The sequence below is a fragment of the Streptomyces pseudovenezuelae genome, assembly GCF_001513955.1.
Classification (GTDB): domain Bacteria; phylum Actinomycetota; class Actinomycetes; order Streptomycetales; family Streptomycetaceae; genus Streptomyces; species Streptomyces pseudovenezuelae.
The window spans coordinates 124,617-147,231 of the sequence record NZ_KQ948153.1 but is presented as its reverse complement, the minus strand read 5'-3'; the positions used below and the strand labels follow the sequence as shown (position 1 = coordinate 147,231).

16 protein-coding genes and 1 pseudogene are annotated in these 22,615 nt (G+C 70.4%); 8 read left to right on the top strand and 9 right to left on the bottom strand.

Annotation, left to right across the window (positions count from 1 at the left end; genetic code table 11):
• Positions 1–61 precede the first annotated feature (61 nt).
• From AQI94_RS46770 to AQI94_RS37340, 4 genes and pseudogenes are all read right to left on the bottom strand, one after another.
• Positions 62–368 (bottom strand): annotated as a pseudogene (locus tag AQI94_RS46770) (site-specific integrase); the annotation flags it as partial.
• A 13-nt stretch (positions 369–381) separates the two neighbouring features.
• Positions 382–3,783 carry a S8 family peptidase gene (locus tag AQI94_RS37350; RefSeq protein WP_031059679.1) on the bottom strand — a complete coding sequence of 1,134 codons (3,402 nt, stop codon included), beginning with the start codon at positions 3,781–3,783 and terminating at the stop codon, positions 382–384.
• Complete coding sequence (locus tag AQI94_RS37345) at positions 3,784–4,890, bottom strand: CU044_5270 family protein (RefSeq protein ID WP_062230176.1); 1,107 nt, start codon at positions 4,888–4,890, stop codon at positions 3,784–3,786.
• The gene (locus tag AQI94_RS37340) at positions 4,887–5,531 is read right to left on the bottom strand and encodes an RNA polymerase sigma factor (protein ID WP_037941591.1); all 645 of its coding nucleotides are present in this window, start codon (positions 5,529–5,531) and stop codon (positions 4,887–4,889) included. The genes AQI94_RS37345 and AQI94_RS37340 overlap by 4 nt, the downstream gene beginning before the upstream one ends.
• A 1,540-nt stretch (positions 5,532–7,071) precedes the next feature.
• Between AQI94_RS37340 and AQI94_RS45410 the strand changes: the two genes are divergently transcribed.
• A complete protein-coding gene (locus AQI94_RS45410; RefSeq protein ID WP_063801644.1) occupies positions 7,072–7,278 on the top strand; it encodes a hypothetical protein in 207 nt (68 codons plus the stop codon).
• Positions 7,279–7,468: 190 nt separating this feature from the next.
• Here AQI94_RS45410 and AQI94_RS37325 read toward each other — a convergent pair whose 3' ends face one another.
• The gene (locus AQI94_RS37325; RefSeq protein WP_225890389.1) at positions 7,469–7,894 is read right to left on the bottom strand and encodes a DUF7144 family membrane protein; all 426 of its coding nucleotides are present in this window, start codon (positions 7,892–7,894) and stop codon (positions 7,469–7,471) included.
• A gap of 636 nt (positions 7,895–8,530) precedes the next feature.
• Here AQI94_RS37325 and AQI94_RS37320 point away from each other — a divergent pair.
• Positions 8,531–9,694 carry a hypothetical protein gene (locus tag AQI94_RS37320; RefSeq protein WP_031039669.1) on the top strand — a complete coding sequence of 388 codons (1,164 nt, stop codon included), beginning with the start codon at positions 8,531–8,533 and terminating at the stop codon, positions 9,692–9,694.
• Positions 9,695–9,724: 30 nt separating this feature from the next.
• On the opposite strand, the gene helR is transcribed toward AQI94_RS37320, so the two are convergent.
• Positions 9,725–11,890 carry an RNA polymerase recycling motor ATPase HelR gene (gene helR / locus AQI94_RS37315; protein WP_031039665.1) on the bottom strand — a complete coding sequence of 722 codons (2,166 nt, stop codon included), beginning with the start codon at positions 11,888–11,890 and terminating at the stop codon, positions 9,725–9,727.
• Positions 11,891–12,469: 579 nt separating this feature from the next.
• On the opposite strand from helR, the gene AQI94_RS37310 reads away from it, so the two are divergent.
• From AQI94_RS37310 to AQI94_RS37290, 5 genes are all read left to right on the top strand, one after another.
• Positions 12,470–13,141 carry a glycoside hydrolase family 11 protein gene (locus AQI94_RS37310; RefSeq protein WP_031039662.1) on the top strand — a complete coding sequence of 224 codons (672 nt, stop codon included), beginning with the start codon at positions 12,470–12,472 and terminating at the stop codon, positions 13,139–13,141.
• Entirely contained in the window at positions 13,141–13,818 is a 678-nt protein-coding gene (locus AQI94_RS37305) for a polysaccharide deacetylase family protein (protein ID WP_062230174.1), read from the top strand. Before AQI94_RS37310 ends, AQI94_RS37305 begins: the two co-directional genes overlap by 1 nt.
• Positions 13,819–14,202: 384 nt before the next feature.
• Positions 14,203–15,120, top strand: a complete 918-nt coding sequence (locus tag AQI94_RS37300) for a peptidoglycan recognition protein family protein (protein ID WP_031039657.1) — start codon at positions 14,203–14,205, stop codon at positions 15,118–15,120.
• Positions 15,121–15,242: 122 nt separating this feature from the next.
• A complete protein-coding gene (locus tag AQI94_RS37295; RefSeq protein ID WP_062230172.1) occupies positions 15,243–16,427 on the top strand; it encodes a DUF2235 domain-containing protein in 1,185 nt (394 codons plus the stop codon).
• 55 nt (positions 16,428–16,482) lie between these two features.
• Positions 16,483–16,986, top strand: a complete 504-nt coding sequence (locus AQI94_RS37290; RefSeq protein ID WP_031039651.1) for a glutathione peroxidase — start codon at positions 16,483–16,485, stop codon at positions 16,984–16,986.
• 220 nt (positions 16,987–17,206) lie between these two features.
• Here the strand turns inward: AQI94_RS37290 and AQI94_RS37285 are convergent, their stop codons facing one another.
• The 3 genes from AQI94_RS37285 to AQI94_RS37275 form a co-directional block, all read right to left on the bottom strand.
• Entirely contained in the window at positions 17,207–17,398 is a 192-nt protein-coding gene (locus tag AQI94_RS37285) for a DUF397 domain-containing protein (RefSeq protein WP_031039646.1), read from the bottom strand.
• Positions 17,399–17,599: 201 nt separating this feature from the next.
• Positions 17,600–18,469 carry a helix-turn-helix domain-containing protein gene (locus AQI94_RS37280; protein WP_031039643.1) on the bottom strand — a complete coding sequence of 290 codons (870 nt, stop codon included), beginning with the start codon at positions 18,467–18,469 and terminating at the stop codon, positions 17,600–17,602.
• Positions 18,470–18,819: 350 nt separating this feature from the next.
• Positions 18,820–19,575: a GOLPH3/VPS74 family protein gene (locus AQI94_RS37275; protein WP_031039640.1), complete on the bottom strand. Its 756-nt coding sequence runs from the start codon at positions 19,573–19,575 to the stop codon at positions 18,820–18,822.
• 235 nt (positions 19,576–19,810) lie between these two features.
• Between AQI94_RS37275 and AQI94_RS37270 the strand changes: the two genes are divergently transcribed.
• Positions 19,811–22,615 (top strand): D-alanyl-D-alanine carboxypeptidase, encoded by a 2,805-nt coding sequence (locus AQI94_RS37270; RefSeq protein WP_078902636.1) that lies wholly within the window; start codon positions 19,811–19,813, stop codon positions 22,613–22,615.

Genomic DNA, 22,615 nt, shown 5'->3' with positions numbered 1-22,615 from the left:
GGAGGGGTTTCCTCCAAGGCTGGCCCTTGGCCATTTCAGGCGCCGTGCCACATCCATGCCACTACGAGCCCGCCCGATCCTTTTCAGAGGGCTCGGGGGTGGCCGCTCCCCCGCCGCCCCGGATCATGGCCCCAAACCGGTCGGCGATGGCCCGGTCCCGGTCGCTGGTCATGTGCTGGTGGATCAGCGCAGCTCGGGAGCTGCTGTGGCCCATGCGCGTTATCAGCTTCCGGGTGCCGGCTCCCGCCGTCGAGGCGAGCGTGTTGCCCGTGTGGCGAAGGTCGGCCCGCCTCTGCGGATCGACGAAGACGTGTGTCTCGGTCGGCAGCGGCGAAGTGTTCCGGATGATGCGTGACCGCGTCGAGGAGTGTCTGGACCACGTCAGGTCAGGAGGTATGCCTTCAGGATCGTCACCGCGTAGGTGTTGCCGGTGGTGTCGGTCAGGGTGGATTTGAGGGAGACCGAGCGGGCGTTTTCCGGGTGGGTCAGGGTGAGGGTTCGTTTGCCTTGGGTGGTGGTCACCGGGGCGGGGGACCAGGTCTTGCCGGCGTCGTAGGAGACCTTCACCGTCAGGGATTTCAGGTGGGTGGCCGCCGGGCCCTGGAGGGTGAGGGGGATCGTGGTGCGGCGGCCTGCGGGGGCCGTGCCGGTCGGGGTCAGCTTCGGGTGGAAGCGGACCGTGGAGAGGGGCAGGGGGCCGGTGTCGGACGGGCTGGATGTGAAAGTCCAGGCCGCTGTCAGCCGGCTCGTGGTGGTGGCCACCGACGGCGGGCGGGTCAGGTTCGTGCCGATCGTGTAGCGGGCCGGGGCGGACGGGAGTTTGTCCACGGTCTGGCAGAGGTCGCCGTCGTTGTCGAGCAGGGTGCTGCCGTCCGCGGTGACCGTGGTGTGGCGTTTCGCCGTGGAGAAGGCGGGGTGTCCGCTCCCGTCGGCGAGGTCGGGGACGCACAGGTCCAGGGTGTCGCCGTCGCGCTGTGCGCCGTACGGGCCGCCGGTGATCGGGCTGAAGACACCGACGTTGTACGTGGCCGCGTAGGTACGGCCCGCCTGGTACGACCTCGCGCTCTCCGTGCCGTAGAAGACGTCCTCGTCGTCTCCGGAGGCGTTTCGCTGGCCCAGGTTGGCCGTCCACTTGAAGCCCTTGGGCGTGGTGACGTAGATCTTCGCGGTCGTCGGCAGCGGGAAGGGGTCGCTCACCGTGCCCAGCGACAGGGTGGGGCCGCTCCACAGGACGTTGACGATGCCTTTGCGGTGTGCGACGGACGAGCCGAAGCTCCGCTTCAGCAGGGCCAGTTCGTTCATGCGCGTGGTGTGCCGATAGCCGGTGGGGAAGCGGTCGGGCAGGTTGTGGAGCAGATGGTAGGTGGTGCTGCCCTTCTGCCACAGGCCGCCGAGCTGTGTGCTGATCCTCCCGGCCGGGGCGGTCGGTCCCAGGGTCGCGGTGCGCAGGTTCTTGAACGTTCCCCAGAACAGGGTGCTGTTGTGCGGTTCGCCCCCGGTACTCCCGGTGTTCCCGGTGCTCACGGCCAGGTTGAGCTGGCCGTCGGACATCTTCGCGCCCTGCGGCGCGGTGATCCCGACCGGCTTCGCCTTGCGCGCGTCGAGGACGACCGTGGTGTCCCCGATCAGCGAGAGCCGCGGCCGGACCAGCGCGGAGGTGCCCCCGGCGTCGGCCAACACGGTGTCCACGACGTAGTCGCCGCGCGGGACCCGCACCCGGTACACGCCCTTGGAGATCTGCTCGGAGTCCGCGAGGTTCGTGGTCCAGTACGTGCCCGAGTACCCGAGGATCTCGGTCAGGGGAGCGCTCACAGGCCGGCCGTCGCGGTCGAGGAACTTCAGGGTGAGGTCGTGTGCCTCGGCCTCGCGTACGACGCCGAAGGCGGTCCGTGCGGCAGCGGGGTCGGCGCCGTTCCGCGCGGTGGCGAGCAGCGTGCCCGAGTAGGCGCCGTCCGCCGCCTCGACGCGGGTGTCCGCGGTGAGGTCGACGCCGGCGGTGCCGCCCGCCGGGACGGTGAGCTGAGGGGTGCTCAGCGTGAACATGCCCTCGGGGGCCGTGCTGCCTCCGGGGCCGGTCGCCGTGGCCCTCAGGTCCAGGGTGACGGGCTGGTCACCGTCGTTGCGGTAGGTGATGTGCTGGGTGACCGGCCGGTCGTCGGTGTGGGGCCAGAGCTGCTTGCCGAAGGACACGGAGGTCTGTTCGCTCGCCACCGCCCCCTCCAGTGCCCGGGACACGTCGAGCCGGCCCGTCCCCTGCTGGTAAACGGTCGCGCCGGTGGTCGGGGTGGTGGACGCGGTGAGTGCCTGCTTGATCCGTGCGCCGGTCCAGTCGGGGTGCCGCTGGGCGAGGATCGCGGCCGCCCCCGCGACATGCGGCGTCGCCATCGACGTACCGGACATGGAGACATAGCCGTCGGCGGCCGGGTCGCCCAAGTAGCCGTGCGTCGCCCTCGCCGAAACGACGTCCACGCCCGGCGCCGTGAGGTCCGGTTTCAGCGCGCTGTCGGCGGTCGGGCCGGTGCTGGAGAAGTCGGCCAGCCGGTCCTCGCCGTCGACGGCGCCCACGGTGAGCGCCGACTCCGCGTCCCCCGGGGAGCCGACGGTTCCCACGTCGGGGCCCTCGTTGCCGGCCGCGGCGACGGTGAGCATGCCGGTGCTCTTCGAGAGGGCGTTCACCGCCGCCTCGACCGGGTCCTCCCCCGGGGTGTCCTCCTGGCCCAGGCTGAGGTTGGCCACCTTGGCGCCCTGCCCGGCGGCCCACTCCAGGCCGGCGATGACGCTGGAGTCGCTGCCCTCGCCGTTGTCGTCCAGCACCTTGGCGTCGAGGATCCCGGCACCGGGCGCGACGCCCTTGTACCGGCCGCCGGACCGTGCGCCCGAGCCCGCCAGCGTCGCGGCCACATGGGTGCCGTGGCCGACCATGTCGTCGGTGCCGGCGGTGCCGGTGAAGTTCTTGGAGGCCCTCACCGCCGCGGCAAGGTCCGGGTGGGTGGTGTCGATGCCGGTGTCCAGGACAGCGACCTTGACGCCCTTGCCGTCGTATCCGGCGGCCCAGGCGGCCGGGGCGCCGATCTGCGCGACGCCGCCGCCCGCCTCCACGCCCGCCTCCCCGTCCGCCTCCCCGGACTTCGCGACGTCTTCGTCCGCCGGCGCCTTGAAGCGGCCGTCCAGCCAGACCCGCGCGACTCCCTGCTCCTCGGTGAGGGCCTGCCACATGTCGTCGGCCCCGGCCTTGGGCACGGTGATAGCGGCGCCCGCCACACTGGGCAGTTCCCGGCGCACGGTGGCGTCCGCGTCCGCGACCAGTGACTTCTGGGTGCTCCTGCGCTGGGCGGACTTGCCCTCGTAAGACACGATCAGCGGGAGCGTGCCGCGCCGGGTGTCGTCGTAGCCGGCCCGTATCAGGCCGCTGACGTCGAACAGCCGCATGTCCAGGACGCCTTGGCCGATCAGGGCGGCGGCGTCGGCGGGAACGACGTACTGATCGCCCCCGACGCCGCGCACGGACACCGGGACGTGCTCACGGCCCGGTGCCCGCCGTACGCCCGTCACCCGGCCCCGGGCGTCCAGCAGGACCCGGTCGCCGGTGAGGAGGGTGACGTACCGGCCGGAGGCGGAGCCGGCGGTCCGCGCGCCGGGGGCGGATCCGCCGGGCGCCGCGACCGTGACGGTGTCCTGCGTCCGTACGCCGAGGCCGGAGCCCGTGGCCGCCACCGAGACACCCGTCATCAGCCCCGCCACCAGCAGGGCGGCCAGCGAGGCGCTCGTGGTTCTGTCGCGCATTCAGCTCACCTGCCCGGGGACCTGCTTGGCGGCGTCGACGACCGCGCGCTCGGTGATCGCGCTGGTGTGCGTGACGGTACCGACCTTGAGGGGATCGCCCGCAGTGGCCTTGACCACCACGATGCGCTCGCCGAGGAACCGCAGCGTCTTCTTGTCGAAGATCCACTCGGTGCGCTCGCCGTCGGTGTCGTTCTGCCGCGCGATCGCGACCCCGTGCCGGCCCGTGGCGTCGACCGCGTCATCCACCGAGACGACTCCGGGGATCTTGGCCGCGGCCTTGTAGAGGGCGGCGCCGACCTCGGCCGGCGGGTAGCTCTCGAACAGCAGATCGCCGATCGCGACGAAGGCGGCCTGGTCGCGCGGGACTTCGGGGTCCCGGTTGGCGTCCGACGCACGGTAGATCCGCTGCAGCAGCGCGTCGGGGTCGGTCGGCAGCCCGGCCAGGGCGTTGTAGGCGCCGCTGAACGGGACGTCGCTCTTCAGGGTGATGCCCTTGTCGCTGGTCTCGCCGGCCTCGATCAGCCAGCCGTCCCTGCCGTCGAGGGAGTTCCAGACCTGGCGGGAGTGCAGCTCGTTGCTGACCGCCTCGCTCTTGCCGCCGTCGCTCTTGACGTAGCTGTCGGCCACCTTCGAGGCGATGTAGATGTACTGGCCCTTGCGCGGGGTGGGCGCGGAGGTGTCGGCGGCGGCCAGGGAGATGCGTTCGAGGAGCTGGGGGGCGCCCTTGGGGTCGGCGGCGCCGATCCGGGTGGTCAGTGCGGGGCCGGTGGCCAGGGCGGCCTTGCCGTCGTCCGCCCCGCCGCCGGTGAGGGCGAGGCCGCCCACGACCGCGCCGGCCAGGGCGAAGGCCGCGGCGGGCAGGAGGATCGCACGGCGCAGGAACGGGTTGGAGCGCTTCACGGGCGCGACCGGAGAGGCGGCGGACGTACGGGAGGAGGCGGTGGACGTTCGGGAGGTGGTGCGGAGGTCTTCGTGTATCCGGGCCATCATCTGCTCCTTGTGGAACTGGTGGCGGCCCGCCGGCAGATCCCGCTCGGCGGAGGGCAGCAGACTCTGCGTCTCCGTCCACTCGGCCGGGTGGGGCCGGTGGGAGGGGCTGGCGTTCATCGGTTTCCTTCCTGTGCGGACCGGACCGCGTATCCGCGATCACCTGTTATCTGCCGGTTCGTGCGGGTGGGTTCCCGTTTTTCTCCGAGGAGTTGCGCGTCGGCGAGCTTGCGCAGCTTGGAGCGGGCGCGGGAGAGGCGGGAGCGGACGGTGCCGACCGGGATGCCGAGGGCGCGGGCCGCCTCGGCGTACTCCATCCCCTCCCACAGGCACAGCGTCAGGACCTCGCGCTCGGGACGCTTGAGCAGACTGAGGGCGGCGAGCGTGGCGTTGATACGGCGCCGGTCGTCCAGGCGTCCGGCGGTCTCCTCGGCGTGGTCCTCGACCCGTTCCTCGGCGGCGTGCGCGGCGGCCGCGGCGCTCGCCGCGTTGCGGTAGCGGCGGTTGCTGCGGTGGTGGGAGCGGGCGACGTTGGTGGCGATGCCCAGCAGCCACGGCCGCAGCGAGCCGCCCTCGGCCTCGACCGAGTCCCGGCGCCGCCACGCCTCCATGAAGGTCGTCGACATCACGTCCTCGGCCAGCGACCAGTCGGCGGTCAGCCGGAAGGCGTGGTTGTACACCGCGCGGGCGCACGCGTCGAAGAGTTCCGCGAAGGCGTCCGGATCTCCGTTTCGCACCCGGGTTCGCATATCTGTGGTCACGTCTTCAACTGACGTACGGCGCGGGCGAGTTCCGGTGAGACACGTCACAGCCGTCGTACAGATCACTGGGGCGGTGACCGCACGAGGACTCGGTGGACATGGCAGCCGCTCAGCCGCGCACCGCTCAGGCTGCGAGGCCTGAAAGCCCTGAAAGCAAGGTGTCCGATCTGGTGCGGGACCCGGTCCGGGGGTGCGCAGGCTGGTCGAGTAGCTGTTGCAGGTGCCGAGGCCGAACGCGGGCGCGGAACAGGCTGATCCGGCAACGCCCACGGCACGGGCGGGCACCGGTCTCACCGACGGTGAACGGCGCCGTTTTGTCGTCGTACGGCGCCGTTGTCGTCGTACGCAAACCAGAGCCCGGGCTTCGGCAGAACTGCTCGCCCACGGGCCGCAACACTTGCGGCCCGGAGCGGCCGAGAGCCAACCGGGCCAGGGCCTCGCGCTGACGATCGCGCCGGTCCGGGCACAAGTCGTTCAGGCGCGCCCGGAACAGATCTCTCTTTGTAGTGGCAGTAGGCGGACCGACCAGGCGATTCGTTGGAGGTCTGCCCAGCATCGGAGCTGTTTGGGATCATCCGGCGCCGCGGGGTGGAGGGGTTGCCGTTCCCGAGTGTGGACCCGTGGTGGTGAGTAAGGGCGCTGGGCAACGGGACCGAGTCATGGCCACTCATCCGCAGTTGCTCCCTCGGCACTCTCGGACGCCTCATCCGGTGCATCGCCCTTGCCGGCGGGGAAGATCAGTCGTGCGCTCAGACTGATCGTCCCCAGAGCTCCCAGCATGAGGCCGGTACGAAGCCATCTCATGTCGCCCTCCCAGTACTGGGGACTGCCGAAGACCCTCCAGAGCACGAGGGCGATGCCGAGCAGAAGAAGCGCTGTGCCGGCGATGCGGCTTAACCGAGGATGCATGCGCTCATGATCCATACGCACTGTGGCAGGTGTCGCGCCGGCCATCTCGTGGTGATCGGACTCACACGACCCACGACTGTGCCGGACCGTCCCACCGGCCGCGTAGAAACCGACGAAGCTACTTCGGGAACCGAAACAGCGGGGCGTCGCGGCGATCTCGCCGGCAACGCACGTCCCGCCAGGGCAGCCCGCATCCGCATACGCGATCTTATGAACTCGCCATACCGATTCAGACGTTGCGCTCCCGCTGTACGGACCGCGTGCACCCGCATCCCTTGACTCCGCCGGCTGCGCGCCCTGCTCGGCATCCGCTGCGTGCCAGACGCTGGGGGCCCGGACACGAGGTGAACCAGCGGGAGGGGGACACACCGTGGGTGAGTGGAAGCAGGGGAAGTGCGGTTGGCCGACGGCTGCTGGAGGTCGGTGTCAGAACAAGACGCTGAAGGGCACGGCTCGTTGCTACCTGCACCAGGGTGACTGGACGAAGCGCGGCCAGGCCGAACTCAAGAAGCGTGCCGGCAGGCGTCGCCGGAAGTGACCGTGCGTTGTGTCGGTGGCCGGCGTACGGACAGCCACCGACAATCGGCCGCGCGACACAGACGCAGCAGATAGGGCGCACAACAACCACTACGTGCCGTACCAGGAGGACCTGAACGCCGCGCTTCAGCAGCTGCGGCGCGAGGTGTTCGAAGCCGGGGACTACTACTGGGTCAACGGCGGCGACTGGCGACCGGTTGAGGAGCGGGAGTCGCGGCCGCAGTCCTTGGAGGAACTGTGGGAGGACGAGTTGGTCCAAGAGGCCGGCACCCACTCGTCCCGGACGTCTTCCGCGTCGTGAGGTCTGACCACACCCCGGACTACAACACCGTGGATCCCGTGACGGCTGACGAGGCGCTTGCGTTGCTGGGTACCGACAAGCTGACGCGTGCGCATGTCGAGGACTTCGACATCTTCCCCCGGTCACGGTGGGTCGGACGATGTGCGGTGCTGCACGACGACGTAGGGCACCGGCGGTGGCCAGACGTGGGTCACCAACCGCTGTCGCTGCCGACGTGGAACCTCGTCAAGGCGAAGATGATCAGCAGGTCGAGTGTCATGACCGGGATGGCCCACAGTGGGTAGTACGGGACGAACATGAACTGGGTGATCAGGCTGACGCCTGCCGCCGCCGCGCCAGCTCCGCGGCCCCAGCTCTTGTTGGTCACGACGCCCAGGCCGGCGATGACGAGTGCCAGGCCGACCAGGATGTGGATCCAGCCCCAAGCGGTCAGGTCGAATCGGTAGGCGTACCGGGACACGGCGAACAGGCTGTCGCTGGCGATCCCGGAGGCACCCATGAGAATGCTGAGCGGCCCGCTGAGCATCATCACGGACCCGGCGAACAGGGACGGGCCGCTGAGCCTGCTGTCCGGCCCCCCGTGCCCGCGCCGGGTCTCGTTCGGCACTGCTGCCATAGCCCTCACCTTCCTGTACAGCGCGCTCACCGGCGCCCCGGCTACCGCGCTCCCCTGTCAGGATCAGCGCGATCCCCCGGCGCCGCGACCGCAGCCGGCCATGAGGAGACCGTGGACCCCTGCCGTACCGGCCGGCGATGTCGGCTACCGGCGCCTGACACGGCCGCACCTCGGCCGACCGGCGATCCCGGCCAGAGGGCGCTTGAGGGTGGATGACTCGCTTTCCCGTTCCGCCAGGCGGCCGGCCGAGCGGCGCGGGACCGCGCTGTCCCGGACCCGCACCGTGCACACGGACGATCAGGTGATCGCGGTGGGGATCAGACATGCTGCGGGGCAGGCAGCCGGCCTGCAGGGGCAAGCACGCCGACGATGCCGTTCTGGCGGATGTCCCCCGACGTGGAGCCGTGCGGGGCTCAGGCAGCACTCTCACCTCCGCCGCCTCCTCCTCCGGCGCCACAACGTCGCCCGTGCCGCGCTCCGACCCCCGCCCAAGGGGTAGCCCGTCGCCGTACCGGCTATAAAGCCAGGGAGTGCGAGGTCGCGATCGGGGGACGGATGGCGCAGCTCGAACCCTTGCAGCCACAGCTGATCGGTGCCGTTTTCCGGGTGCCCAGGCCGGTGGGGATCCGTCCTGTGATGAGGCTGCTGCGCAGGGTGCCGCTGCCGTTACGGGGTGCGGCCCGGCTGCTGGTCCGGCTCTGGTACTCGCCGCTGACGGCCAAGACGAGGTTCCTGCTGGTCAGCCTGTTCGCCTCCATGACGCTGCTGGCGATGGCCGAGGCCGGTGGTGTGCTCGTGGGGCCCATGGACGGACAGACGCGGCCGGCCCTCGGCTATCTGTTCTCGGACCATGCGCGGCCCAGTGCCGTGAGCCTGGCCCTGCTCCAGGACCCCGCCGGGCTGATCGTGCTCGCCGTCGTGTTCGTCACCCCCATCTTCTACTGCCAGCAGGTCCGGGCCATCGCCGACTTCGTGCCGATGAACGAGCGCAACGGCGGCGCGGTGCGGCTGTCCGGCCAGCGGATAGCGCAGCACAACCGGCTGGTCGCCAGGACCAACCGGTCGTTCACCACGCTCGGCCGCCGGGGCGTCTCCGTGGCCATCATGACGGTCGTCGCGGTGGGCACGGTCCTGCTGTTCGCCTTCGTCAACGAGTACGGCCTCATGGAGACCTGGAACTCCACCCTGCTCCCGGACCGGGTCTGGCGGTCGGAGGTGTACGCCGGCTGGTGGGCCAACCTGCACACCCATCCGGAGCTGGCTCTGGCCCTGTGCGCGTCGGGGACGTACGCCTTCTACTTCCTGACCAAGCAGCTGGCCATGGGCGTGATCTTCACGGTCTATCTGAAGCGGTCCGCGGCGCTGGGCTTCGGGGTGACGCCGAACATGACCTTCGACAGCGACGGGTTCCGCGGGCTGCGCACGCTGCGCCAGTTCATGCTGTGGACCTACGGTTCCGCCCTGGCCCACATGGTCGGTCTGCTGTCCCTCTCCCTGGTCTGGCTGCCGGCCTCGCCGTGGATGCTCTTCGTGGTGGTGGGAGTGATGGTGGTCGACACGGTCGTGATCATCTATCCCTCCTCGATCGGCTACCACTCCGCGCTGGCCGTCAAGAAGTCCTACGTCAGATCGCTGCAGCCGACCGCTCTCTCCTCCGCCGACCGTGACGCGGCGACAGCCCAGGTGTGGTCGGTACCGGTGCTGCCCGTCGCCACCCGCAAGGCCATCACCGGACTCACCCTCTACCTGCTGGTGCCCGCCGTCGTCGCGCTGGTCCCGGAGGTCATCCAACGGCTGTGACCGGCCGTGAGCCCCCCGCCTCGCCGATCATCAGCCCCTCACCTCGCCGCTCGTCAGGATCACCAGCCGTTGGGTCGCCCTGGTCATCGCCACGTACCGGTCCACCGCCCCCTCGACGCCCTCGCCGAAGTTCTGCGGATCCACGAGGATCACCAGGTCGAACTCCAGGCCCTTGGAGAGTGCCGGGGTCAGGGAGCGGACCCGGGGAGCAGGCTCGAAGCCGGGGGCGCCGATGACACAGGCGATGCCCTCGGGGTGGGTGCCGAGCCAGGTGTCCAGCAGTGCGGTCAGTTCCGACACCGAGCCGTAGCCGACCGGGGTGCCGGTGCTGCGGATCGACGTGGGGACGTTGGCGTCCGGGAGGGCCGTGCGGATGACCGGCTCGGCCTCCTTCATGATCTCTTCCGGGGTGCGGTAGTTGATGCTCAGGGAGGCCATCTCCACACGGTCGAGGCCCACCCGCTCCAGCCTCTCCTGCCAGGACTCGGTGAAGCCGTGCCTGGCCTGGGCGCGGTCGCCGACGATGGTGAAGCTGCGGGACGGGCAGCGCAGCAGCAGCATCTGCCACTCCGCGTCGGTCAGTTCCTGGGCCTCGTCCACGACGACGTGGGCGAACGGGCCGGCCAGCAGGTCCGGGTCGGCGATGTGCAGGGCCGACTCGTCGACCAGGGCGTGGTGGAAGTCCTCGCCGCGCAGCATCGTCACCAGACCCATGCCGTACTCGTCGTCGGCGACCGCGCTCAGGTTGTCCACGACCGTGGCCATGCGCTCGCGTTCGGCGGCGACGGTGGCCTCGTTGCGGCGCCTGCGGCGGGAGATCTCCGGGTCGCCGAGCCGCTGCCGGGCCGCGTCCAGGAGGGGCAGGTCGGACACGGTCCAGGCCTGGCCGTCCGCGCGCTGCAGGGCCCGTACCTCGTCGCGGTCCAGCCAGGGGGCGCACATCCGCAGATAGGCCGGGACCGTCCACAGGTCCGAGACCAGGTCGGCCGCCTCCAGCAGCGGCCACGCGCGGTTGAAGGCGGTGAGCAGCTCCCGGTTCTGGCGCAGGGACTTGCGCAGCAGCGCCTCCGGGGCATCGCCCTCGTGCCGGTCGACCAGGATCGTGAGCAGCTCGTTCCAGACCTGGTCGCGCGCGTCGTTGTGCGGGGCGCCCTCCGCCGCGTCGAACGCCTCGGCCCAGTCGGCGGCGGTCAGCGGGATGTCGGACCAGTGGGTGGTCACGGTCATGCCCTCGGTGGGCGGCTCCTCGTAGAACCGTACGGCCTTCTCGATCGCACGGACCAGGTCCGCCGACGACTTCAGGCGGGCCACCTCCGGGTCGGTCTCGGCCCCCGCCGTGGCGCCCTCGGCCACGAGGTCCCGCAGGATGCAGGTCTGCACGCCCTCCTCGCCGAGGCTGGGCAGGACATCGGAGACGTAGGCCAGGTAGGGCCGGTGCGGGCCGACGAACAGCACACCGCCGCGGCGGTGCCCGAGGCGCGGGTCGGAGTGCAGGAGGTAGGCGGAGCGGTGCAGGGCGACGACGGTCTTGCCGGTGCCGGGTCCGCCGTCGACGACGAGCGCGCCGCGGGAGCCCGCGCGGATGATGGCGTCCTGGTCGGCCTGGATGGTGCCGAGGACGTCCCGCATCCGCTCCGAGCGGTCGCTGCCGAGGCTGGCGATGAAGGCGGACTGGTCGTCGAGGGAGGCGTGGTGCCCGGCGAACCCGTCCGGGGCGAACACCTCGTCCCAGTAGTCGCTGATCCGGCCGTTCGTCCAGCGGTACCTGCGACGGCTGGCCAGCCCCATGGGGTTGGCGTGGGTGGCCCCGAAGAACGGCTCGGCCGCGGGGGAGCGCCAGTCGACGAGCAGCCTGCGGCCCTCGCTGTCGGTGAGGCCGAGCCGTCCGACGTACACGGGCTCGGCGTCGTCCGCGCCGACCATGTGTCCGAGGCACAGGTCCAGGCCGAAGCGGCGCAGGGTGCGCAGCCGGGCGCCGAGGCGGTGGACCTCCGTGTCCCGGTCCATGGCTTCCTGGCCGATGCCCCCGGGCGCCCGGAGGGTGGCGGCGAGGGTGTCGGACAGTTCGGCGATCGTCTGTTCCAGGCACTGCGCGATGGCCGCGAAGTGCTCCTCGTCGGCGGTGATCAGCGACGGGTCGGCCTTGGCGGCAAGGCGCTCGGGAAGGTCGAACACGCGGGTGGGCAGGGAATTCAAGTCAGCAGCTCCGATGTGAGGTCAGCAGTTTCGCAGCACGGTGCGACCCGCCCGTACACGAGTCCCCTCGGCAGGCACCGCCGTGGACGCGGTCGTCGGGAGGGGCGGTACATGGACAGAACAGCACGGACACGATGTATCCCTCATTTCTGTCGACTTCCGGCCCAGGCGGGTAAGTGTGCGCCCGCACCGGGGCCTTGCCGCAAGCCCCCCGGTGCGCTATACGTTGAGAGTGGCAAGGAGTGGTGTGACCTCCTTGCCTTTGCCGTGTCCCCCGCCGAACCGGCCGGCTCCCCCGCCGTCCTGGCCGCCTCGCCCGCCGTCCCTGACCCCGCCGGGCACCGCATCGCGGCCCGCCCCCGCCGGACGCGCCCCCCTTCCCGAGCAGGAACCACCGGTCCCGCACAGACTCCGGAAAATCTTCGAAACATTCGAAGCAGGTCTCGCATTTTCGATCTTCCCGCTCCGTGATCTTCCGAAAGATTTCGGCGATTTCCTCAGGTGAGAGGGATCTCGAAGCATTCGAAACATCTGCCGAAACTGTTGACGCTTGACAGGGTCAGACCAAAACTGTGGGGCATGACTCAGACACCCGCACACCACCCGACGCGCCGCAGTGTCTGCGGCCTCCTGCTCGCCACCGGAGCCACCCTGGCCCTGCCCGGCACCGCCGAGGCGGCCACGGTCATCACCACGAACCAGACCGGGACCAACAACGGCTACTACTACTCGTTCTGGACGGACGCCCAGGGCACGGTCTCCATGACCCTGAACTCCGGCGGGAACTACAGCACTTCCTGGCGCAACACCGGCAACTTCGTGGCTGGCAAGGGCTGGAGCAACGGCTCCCGCAGGACCGTGAGCTACTCCGGCAGCTTCAACCCGTCCGGCAACGCCTACCTGGCCCTCTACGGCTGGACCTCGAACCCGCTCGTCGAGTACTACATCGTCGACAACTGGGGCACCTACCGGCCCACCGGCACGTACAAGGGCACCGTCACCAGCGACGGCGGGACGTACGACATCTACCAGACCACCCGCTACAACGCCCCGTCCGTGGAAGGCACCAAGACCTTCAACCAGTACTGGAGCGTCCGCCAGTCGAGGCGGACCGGCGGTGCCATCACCACCGGCAACCACTTCGACGCGTGGGCCCGGGCCGGCATGCCGATGGGCAGCTTCAAGTACTACATGATCCTCGCGACGGAGGGTTACCAGAGCAGCGGCAGCTCCAACATCACGGTGGCGTGATGGGGGCCCGGGCGCACCTGCCGTTACTGGCCGCCGCCGCGCTGGCCGCCGCCGGTACCCTCACCGTCCCCGCCGCCGCTGCCCCCGCGCAGGCCGCCGCCTGCTCCGGATACGTCGGCCTCACCTTCGACGACGGCCCGGGCAGCGGCACCACCACCCTGCTCAACTCCCTTAAGCAGTACGGCCTCCGGGCCACCATGTTCAACGAGGGCCAGTACGCCGCCGCCAACCCGGCGCTCGTCAGGGCCCAGGTCAGCGCCGGGATGTGGGTCGGCAACCACAGCTACACGCACCCGCATCTGACCCAGCAGAGCCAGGCGACCGTCGACTCGGAGATCTCCCGCACCCAGCAGGCGATCGCCAACGCCGGTGGTGGCACACCGAGGCTGTTCCGGCCGCCGTACGGTGAGACCAACGCGACCGTGAAGGCCGTGGAGGCCAAGTACGGGCTCACCGAGGTCCTGTGGCAGGTCGACTCGCAGGACTGGAACAACGCCAGTACCGACGCGATCGTCGCGGCGGTCGGCCGGCTCACCAACGGGCAGGTCATCCTCATGCACGACTGGCCGGCCAACACCCGCGCGGCGATCCCGCGCATCGCGCAGACACTGGCGGCCAAGGGGCTGTGCTCCGGCATGATCTCGCCCCAGACCGGCCGCGCGGTGGCGCCGGGCTGAGCCACCGCCCTCTGCGACGGCCATCCGCCACGGCCCCCGGACCTCGGCGCGGCGGTCATTCCCCCTTGGACCGGCGCGCCGAAACCGGGTCACCGGAAGCCGGATCACCGGCAACCGATTCGCCGGAAACCGGGTCACCGGAACACCGCGCGCGTACGGCGCCGCCGACGCCGTACGCGCGCGGCGCAACCCCTGCGGGCGAGCGCCGGTGACTCCGTTCGGCTGTGAATGCCGCGATTTCCCCGTGGCGGCGCGGCATTGGCGCAATCATGTGCGGCGAGTGGGGCGAGTACGACCCACTCGATGCCCCAGCGCGTCAACTCACAAGATCCACAGTGAACTTGACGCGCCTTCGCCGCACGTCATCCGGAGGAAACCGCAGTCATGGCCACTCCCCTGTCCGCCGCGAAGATGCTCGCCGCACTGAAGGCCGAGGGCCTCACCGTGCACGAGCACGCCGGCTGGAAGACCCACAACCGCGATGCCGCGTCCGGCAGGTCCTTCGGCCCCGTCATCGGGGTGCTGATCCACCACACCGGCGGGCACGACGACAAGGAGCTCTGCTACAAGGGCAGATCCGACCTGCCGGGACCGCTGTGCCACGCCTGGCTCGGCAAGACCGCCGGACTGTGGATGATCGGCAACGGCCGTACCAACCACGCCGGTTACGCCGACATCGATGTCCTGAACGCGATCCGTGACGAGAAGCCGCTCCCGCACGACGACGAGGCGAAGGCGGACGGCAACGACTGTCTGTACGGCCTGGAGATCGAGAACCGCGGCAAGGGCGGGGACCCCTACCCGGCGGCGCAGTACCGGCAGGCCGTGCTGTGGGCGGCGGCGATCTGCCGGGCACACGGCTGGAGCGAGAAGTCCGTCGCCGGGCACAAGGAGTGCCAGCCGGGGAAGATCGACCCGAGCTTCGACATGGACGACTTCCGGGCCGCCGTGAAGAAGCAACTGGCCGCGGGACCCGCAGGTACCGTGCCGACGAAGCCGGCCGGCAAGCCCCGCGTCGACCTGTCCCGGCTGGTCAAGGCCGCGAAGACCGACCCCGGGGCCAAGCAGGGCCACGTCAGCTACCTGGCCGGCACCAACCTCACCGAGGCCGCCCTCGTCGAACTCGGCTACCTCGCCAAGTCCTATGCCGGAGACGGCTCCTTCGGTTCCACGACCGTCGCCGCCTACGCCAAGTGGCAGCGTCACCTCGGCTACAGCGGCGCCGAAGCCAACGGCATCCCCGGCAAGATCTCGCTGTCCCGGCTGGGCGAGCGGACCGGACTCTTCACGGTCGTGGCCTGACCTCCGCGCCCGTCGCCGACCCGCTCCCGGGCGCCGAGTTGCGGGTCGGCGCGGTCCCTGCGGTACTGGCTGTATCTACCGAGCAGTCGCGGGGTCCTCTCTACAGCGAGAGGAGGCACAAAATGGCCAAGCGTCTGGTGGTCTGCTGCGACGGGACATGGAATCTCGCCGACCAGCCGAGCAAGACGAATGTCGCCAAGGTGGCCCTGGCCGTACGGCGACGCTCCGCTGCCGGAACGGAACAGCGGGTGTACTACCACAGCGGGGTCGGCACGAACCGGAGGGAACGGTTGCGGGGCGGGGCGTTCGGGGTGGGCCTGTCGCGCAACGTGCTCGACGCCTACCGCTTTCTGATCCACACCTACGAACCCGGGGACGACCTCTACCTGTTCGGGTTCAGCCGGGGCGCGTTCACCGCGCGCAGCCTGGCCGGTCTGGTGCACAACTGCGGCATCCTGCGCCCGGAACAGGCCGACCGGATCGACGAGGCGTGGGCGCTGTACCGCAGCCGCGCCGACAAGCCGACCAGCGTGGCCGCGACGCTGTTCCGCGGGGCGTACTCGTACGAGCCGGAGATCCGTTTCGTGGGCGTCTGGGACACGGTCGGCTCCCTGGGCATCCCGGTTCCGGCACCCTGGTTCCTCCAGCCGCTCGTCACCCGCTTCAACCACCGCTGGGCCTTCCACGACACCACCCTCAGCAAGTCCGTGCACGGCGCCTTCCAGGCCCTGGCCGTGGACGAGGAGCGCTCGGCGTTCCCGCCGACGCTGTGGCAGAAGGAGAAGAACGCCCGCCCGGACCAGGAACTGAGGCAGGTGTGGTTCGCCGGGGTGCATCTCTCCGTCGGGGGCGGCGAGAAGAACTCGGGCCTGTCCGACATCACCCTCCTGTGGATGGTCCGGCAGGCGGCCCGGTACGGCCTGGAATTCGATCCCAAGGTCCTCAGCGCGGACGGGCCGGACAGCATGCGCCCGCAGGAGTGCGCCGACTTCGCCGTCCAGCCCGACCCGATGGGCCCGTGGGTCCCGTCCCGGAAGGGCTTCTACCGGCTCTTCCGGCCCCTGCACCGCCCCATCGGTCAGGAGCGGGACAAGCAGGGCCGCCTCGTCGGCAACGAGCACCTGGCCGACACGGTCCTGCGCCGCCGCGAGGGCGACCCCCACTATCGGCCGCCGGCGCTGGAGACCTACCTGGTGGACTTCGGCAAGCGGCACGTCGAGACGGTCCCCCTCACCTTCGACGCCGTATCCGTCGAGGCCGCGAGGTCCGGGGGCACGCCGTCCGGGGCCACGCCGTCCGGGCGGTGACGTCCGCCGGGGGCCGCGACCGGGCGGGGGCCGGCGGCGGGGTTAGCATCCGCTCATGACGACTACAGATGGTTCCTCCCCCCTCGACGTCGAGATCGGGGCCCTCACGGGCGGCTCCGCCGACCTCGCCCAGTACGCCGGCAAGGCCGTCCTCATCGTGAACGTGGCCTCCAAGTGCGGGCTCACCCCGCAGTACAACGGGCTGGAGAAGCTCCAGGAGCGGTACGCGGAGCGCGGCTTCACCGTGCTCGGCGTGCCCTGCAACCAGTTCCTCGGGCAGGAGCCCGGCAGCGCCGAGGAGATCGCGGAGTTCTGCTCGGCGACGTACGGCGTGACCTTCCCGCTGACCGAGAAGGTCGAGGTGAACGGGGAGGGGCGGCACGCGCTGTACGAGCGTCTGGTGGACGTCGCCGATGCCGAGGGGCACAGCGGGGACATCCGCTGGAACTTCGAGAAGTTCCTGATCGGGCGGGACGGGGCGGTCGTGGCCCGCTTCTCCCCGCAGACGGAGCCGGAGTCGGACGAGGTCGTGACGGCGGTGGAGAGCGCGCTGGGCTAGACCGTCGGCCGGGTGCGGGCCGGAAGGAGTGGGTTTCGCTGAGCGGGCTTCGACTGCACCCACTCAGGGGCGCGGGGAACTGCGCGACCAGCCACAACGCACCCGCACCCGAGACCCGACCCCACGGCCGAAACGCCGCAGGCCCCCTCGGCAAGGACGGCGATCTGGTCGAGAGGGCCCTGTGGTGGTGCTTGTGCAGTTGTAGGGGTGTGGCGTGGTGTCACACCTTGACCGAGGCCACGAAGGCGCTCCACGCCTCGGCCGGGAAGGCCAGCTTGGGACCCTCGGGGATCTTGGTGTCGCCGAGTTCGAGTGCCTCCTCCTCGGTCGACCTCACCATCAGGCACGCCCCGTTGGCGTTCGTGTAGGTGGAGGTCGTCCATGAGTCGAGGTTGCCCAGACGAATTGCCATATTCGCTCCGTAGCCAGATGCGCAGTGTTCGGATTACGCCAACCTTTACTGATCGTTGGCGTGATCGACGCTACTCGCCGGCCTCCTCTTTCGGAGCAGTCATTCACTCTTACGGCGGCATATTCCATAGGACTCTTCCAGACGGACGTGGCCGGGGTGTACTATCCGGCCCGCCCTGTCGGGAAGCGGCTCGGAGACGGCTCAACGGGCGTACTCCCGGGCGTACTCCTTGGCGATGTCCTCGATCAGCTGACGCGACTGGTCGACGTTGAGCGCCTGCGCCCTCAAGTGCTCGTACATCACGGTGTACTTCTGCACGTCGTGCGCCTTCTCCAGGTACAGGTCGCTGGTGACGCCCTCGATGTAGACGACGCTGGAGTCCGCCGCGTCCGAGAACTCCAGGATGGAGTACTGCCCGCTGAGCCCGGGATGGGCGCCGACGTCGAACGGCAGCACCTGCACGGTGATATGGGGCTGCTGGGACATCTCCACGAGGTACTCCAGCTGCTCGCGCATCACCTGCCGGCTGCCGACGACCCGGCGCAGGGACGCCTCGTCCAGCACCACCCACAGCCGCAGGGGATCCCGCTCGGCCGCGACCCGGCTCTGCCTGCGCAGCCGTACCTCCACGCGCTTGTCGTTCTCCGTCTCCGTGGCCTCCGGCGCGCCGCCGCGCACGATGGCCTCGGCGTACGGCCGGGTCTGCAACAGGCCGGTGATGATCTGGGGTTCGTACACCCGCAGCGACTCGGCGTCGGTCTCCAGGCCGATGTAGACGCTGTACGGGATGTCCCCGAACGCGTGCCACCAGCCCTGCTGCCGCGAGTCCTTGGCCATCTGCATCAGGGAGTCGACGACCCGCTGGTCCTCGACCTCGTACACCCCGCACAGGTCGCGGACGTCGCGCTGGCTGATGCTGCGCCGGCCGTTCTCCAGCCGGCTGATCTTCGACTGCGACACGAGCAGCCGCTCCGCCACCTCTTCGGCCGTCATGCCCTTGAGCTCGCGGAGCCTGCGCAGCTCCTGGCCCAGCCGGCGCCGCCTGACGGTGGGATTGACATTGGACGCCACGGGACGTGCACCTCCGGCTGCGTGCCTCGTTCTTGACTTTGCGTATCTGCTGTTGAGCAGACTGCCACCAAGGTGCTTATTACCGCTGGGAAACGGTGTATATGCGCTGCGTACACGTCAGTGTCCGGGGCCACTTGGGGCCGGCGGGTCCGAACAGGCCCGACCGGGCCCGAACATGCGGCCGCGCGGGGCGGCGGAACCCGTCGTCATCCGGACGTACGGTTCCCTCGCCCCGCGCGGACCAGCGGCTCCCGAACCGGTCTCTGGGGACTGACGGTGCGGCGGCTGAGTGGTGCGGGTGGTGCCTGGTGCGGTCGTGCTGCCGGCGGTGCGGGCCGTGGGACTGCGGCTCAGTGAGCCACGGCGCGCGCCATCGGTCCTCGGCGCGGTTGCATCGGAACGCCGCGAGCGGGTTCCGGTGCGGGCCTGGCTCCGGGGGCGGCCTGACGGCCGGCCGGTGCCGGGCTACGACGTGGCTGTGCGGCCACGCCGTTCTGGACGTCCATCACGGCGTGCGCGACGAGTCCGCCCATCGGGTCGTGCCTGATCAGGTCCCGCAGCCGGGAGCGCGAGGAACGGCCCTCGTTGCCCGGATACAGGTGCTTGCCGAGGCCGACCGCGTGTGCCAGGGCGGCGAGCGCCGCGGTCCGCGGGTCCGGCGGTACGCCGGTGCGGATCGCCGAGTCCAGTCGGGACCTGATCTCCCGGCTGATCTCGTTGTCCGTCGCCTGGTAGCGGGTCGTCGGAAGCACTCCGCACATCTGGCCCGCGACGGCATGCACCATGCCGCACCGCTCCAGATGCGAGAGGTAGGTCTGGCGGAGCCCCAGTCGCGGGCCACCGATCCAGTTCACTGCCCGCACGGGAGCGCCACGCCTTCGCAGCAACTCCAACGCGCAGTCCAAAGTCGGATCTCCAGTCGGCCGTGGGGCTACCACGGCGATACGATCCCCGTCTGGGGCTATCCGTCCGGCCAGCGCCAGCTCCACTAGCTGTGCTCCGGCCAGACCGAGGTCGAGCGACTGCGGCTGTGCGGTGGTACCCGTGGCCGGGTCCAACGCCAGCAGCAGAAGCTCCTCCGGAAGTGTTCTGCGGCTCCTGCCCATCCATGCCTCCCCGCGTGGATGAAAGACAGGGTGACCCCTCTCACATTGGTCTGTCGAGGGTGCGTGACCTGTTTGTAGTGGAACCGGTAGGTATGTCGTTCTCGTCTACCGCTCGGGGCAGGGCCGCACACAGGACACTGGTACACGGTTCGGACAGCGTGGTGTGGCAGCTGTCCGGGCGGCGATTCAATGGATCGGCAGACGCAGGGTGACCGATACCGATCACCTGCGGCACATGGAGGAGGCATCGGTGGCGGGCGAGTCCCCCGACAGGTCGAAGCAGCGCGAGTCGTCGGCAGAACCGACGTCGGGGAGCGCGAGTCCGGTTCCCGGGGCGAGGAGTTCCGCCCCCGATCCCCGGCTCGCGGTGGCACGGGAGTCCATCTCCCTCGGAGGTCTCGACACGGCCACGAAGGTCTTCTCGGTGCGTGACCTCCCGAAGACCCCCGAGGACGCCGGCGAGAGCCCCGCTGAGGCTGGAGCGGACGGTTCCGGCACCGGGGAGCCCGAGGACGCCCCTCCGGCCGCGGAGCGGCGCCCAGAGCCCGCCCGGAGCACCGAGGCGACGGACGCCGACACGCCCACGCCGGACGACACGTCCACGCCGGCCGGCCCGGAGGATGCGGTCCCGGAGGACGGCCCGGGGGACGCGGCCCTGGAGGACGCCCCTGAGGACGCGGACCCGACGGACGCCCCGGAGGACGCGGCTCCGGCGAAGGCGTCGAAGGGCTCCGGTACGGCTCAGGAGTCCGAGGACTCCGGCGCCGCCGAGGGCGCGGACGAATCCGGTACGTCCGAGACGCCGGAGGACACCGGCGCGTCCGAGCGCTCGGACGACACGGGCACGAGGGGCACGACTGACGCCCCGGACGACACCGACACCCCCAAGGGGCCCGAGGACTCCGGCAAGGCCGAGACCCCGCACGCCACCGACACCGCCGACGGCCCGGGTAACACCGGCACGGCGGACGCCCCGGAGGACCCGCGCGCGGCGAAGGCTCCGGACGATTCCCGGACGGCCGACGGCTTGCACGACACCGGCACGGCGGACGCCCCGGAGGACGCGCGCCCGGCCGAGGACTCGGACGACACGGGCACAGCCGACGCCCCGGACGACACCGACACCCCCGAGGGGCCCGAGGACTCCGGCGACGCCAAGACCACGGACGACACGGACACCGCCGACGGCCCGGACGACTCCGGCACGGCGAAGACCCCGGAGGACACGCGCCCCGCGACCGAAGACGGGGCTCGTGGCTCCGGTGAGCGGGAGGAACCCGCCGCGGTGGGGGACGCCCGGCTGCGGGACGCGGTGGCGGCGTGGGTGGCCAAGGGGGACGGTTCCGGCAAGGACGCCGGGGCCGGCGAGCCCGAGGCGGCCGGCGACACCGAAGAGGACGACGACGCCGGGACTGCCGTAGACGACGAGCCGGCCCCCTCGGGGGCGCGGGGAGCCGCCTCGCGGACGGACGACGCGGACGTGGAGGACACGCCCCCCGTCGACCAGCCCACCGCCGTCTTCAAGGCTCCCCGGCCCGCCGTGGACCAGCCCACCACCATGCTGAAGCTCGGCAAGACACCGGAGGCCGAGCCGGAAGCGGAGCCGGAGCCGGAGCCCAAGCCCAAGCCCAAGCCGGAGGCCGACGCCGAGCGGACGAGCCGGTTCGTCGCGCTGAAGGCCCTCGACGAGCCCCGGCCGAAGCCGGACGTGACCACCGCCGTCCCCCAGGTCGGCCCGGAGCGCACCACGCAGCAGCCCCTGCCGCCGAAGCCGCCCCTCGACCTGCTCGCGGAGCTCACCAACACTCCGCCGCCCCCGCCCAGCCCCCTGCGCACCCTCGGCCGCCGGGTCAAGATCTGGACCCCGCTCGTCATCCTCCTGGTCGTCGCGTTTGCGATCGCGCAGGCTCTGCGTCCGCTGCCGGACCCCACCCTCAGCCTCACCGCCGAGGACTCCTACACCTTCGACGGCAACGAGGCGTCCCTCCCCTGGCCCACCCAGGGCCAGGGCTGGATGGACGTCAACGGCGTCGGCACGATGGGGAACTTCGGCAAGCAGACCCCCGTCGCGATCGGCTCCGTGGCCAAGGCCATGACCGCCTACATCGTCCTGAAGGACCACCCCCTCAAGTCCGGCGCGGAGGGCCCGAAGATCACCGTCGACGCGCTCGCCGAGAAGGAGGGCGGCTACAACAAGCAGGGCGAGTCCACCCTCAACACCGTCAAGCAGGGCGACGTCCTCACCCAGAGGCAGGCGATCGCGGCGATCATGATCCCGTCCGCCAACAACATCGCCCGGCTGCTCGCCCGCTGGGACGCCGGTTCCGAGGCCGCGTTCATCAAGAAGATGAACGACACCGCCCAGGAACTCGGCATGAAGAACACGAAGTACACCGACGCCTCGGGCCTGAAGGAGACCACCGTCTCCTCCGCCGAGGACCAGGTGAAGCTCGGCAACGAGCTGGTGAAGATCCCGGCGCTGATGGAGATCACGTCCATGGGACAGTGGGTCGATCCGTCCGGACAGAAGTGGTACAACTACAACTATCTGGTCCCCTACACCGGCATCGGCATCAAGACCGGGACCACCAGCGCCGCCGGCGGCAACCTCCTCTTCGCGTCCCGCAAGGAGGTCGGCGGGGAGACCGTCACCGTGGTCGGCGCGATCCTCGGCCAGCACAAGGCGCCGATCATCAAGACCGTCAACGACGTCAGCAAGGTCGCGCTGCTCGCCGCGGAGGACGCCCTGAAGTCGGCGAAGATCCTGAAGAAGGGCGACGTCGTCGGATACGTGGACGACGGCCTCGGCGGCCACACCCCCGTCGTGCTGACCAAGGACGTCACCGCCGTCGGCTGGGCCGGCTTCAAGGTGAAGCTGTCCTTCACCGCCGACGAGGTGCCGCACACCGCGAAGGCCGGCACCAAGGTCGGAAGCCTCACCGTCGGTGACGGCAAGGGCGGCGCGGTCAAGGTGCCGGTCACCCTGCAGAAGGACCTGACCGAGCCGGGTCTGACCGACAAGCTGACCCGCGTCGGCTGA

Excerpts from the sequence above, each read along its gene's own strand:
- AQI94_RS37350 (WP_031059679.1), bottom strand. The coding sequence starts at position 3,783 with ATGCGCGACAGAACCACGAGCGCCTCGCTGGCCGCCCTGCTGGTGGCG.
- AQI94_RS37345 (WP_062230176.1), bottom strand. The coding sequence starts at position 4,890 with ATGAACGCCAGCCCCTCCCACCGGCCCCACCCGGCCGAGTGGACGGAG.
- AQI94_RS37325 (WP_225890389.1), bottom strand. The coding sequence starts at position 7,894 with ATGGCAGCAGTGCCGAACGAGACCCGGCGCGGGCACGGGGGGCCGGAC.
- AQI94_RS37320 (WP_031039669.1), top strand. The coding sequence starts at position 8,531 with ATGAGGCTGCTGCGCAGGGTGCCGCTGCCGTTACGGGGTGCGGCCCGG.
- AQI94_RS37310 (WP_031039662.1), top strand. The coding sequence starts at position 12,470 with ATGACTCAGACACCCGCACACCACCCGACGCGCCGCAGTGTCTGCGGC.
- AQI94_RS37305 (WP_062230174.1), top strand. The coding sequence starts at position 13,141 with ATGGGGGCCCGGGCGCACCTGCCGTTACTGGCCGCCGCCGCGCTGGCC.
- AQI94_RS37300 (WP_031039657.1), top strand. The coding sequence starts at position 14,203 with ATGGCCACTCCCCTGTCCGCCGCGAAGATGCTCGCCGCACTGAAGGCC.
- AQI94_RS37295 (WP_062230172.1), top strand. The coding sequence starts at position 15,243 with ATGGCCAAGCGTCTGGTGGTCTGCTGCGACGGGACATGGAATCTCGCC.
- AQI94_RS37290 (WP_031039651.1), top strand. The coding sequence starts at position 16,483 with ATGACGACTACAGATGGTTCCTCCCCCCTCGACGTCGAGATCGGGGCC.
- AQI94_RS37285 (WP_031039646.1), bottom strand. The coding sequence starts at position 17,398 with ATGGCAATTCGTCTGGGCAACCTCGACTCATGGACGACCTCCACCTAC.
- AQI94_RS37275 (WP_031039640.1), bottom strand. The coding sequence starts at position 19,575 with ATGGGCAGGAGCCGCAGAACACTTCCGGAGGAGCTTCTGCTGCTGGCG.
- AQI94_RS37270 (WP_078902636.1), top strand. The coding sequence starts at position 19,811 with ATGGAGGAGGCATCGGTGGCGGGCGAGTCCCCCGACAGGTCGAAGCAG.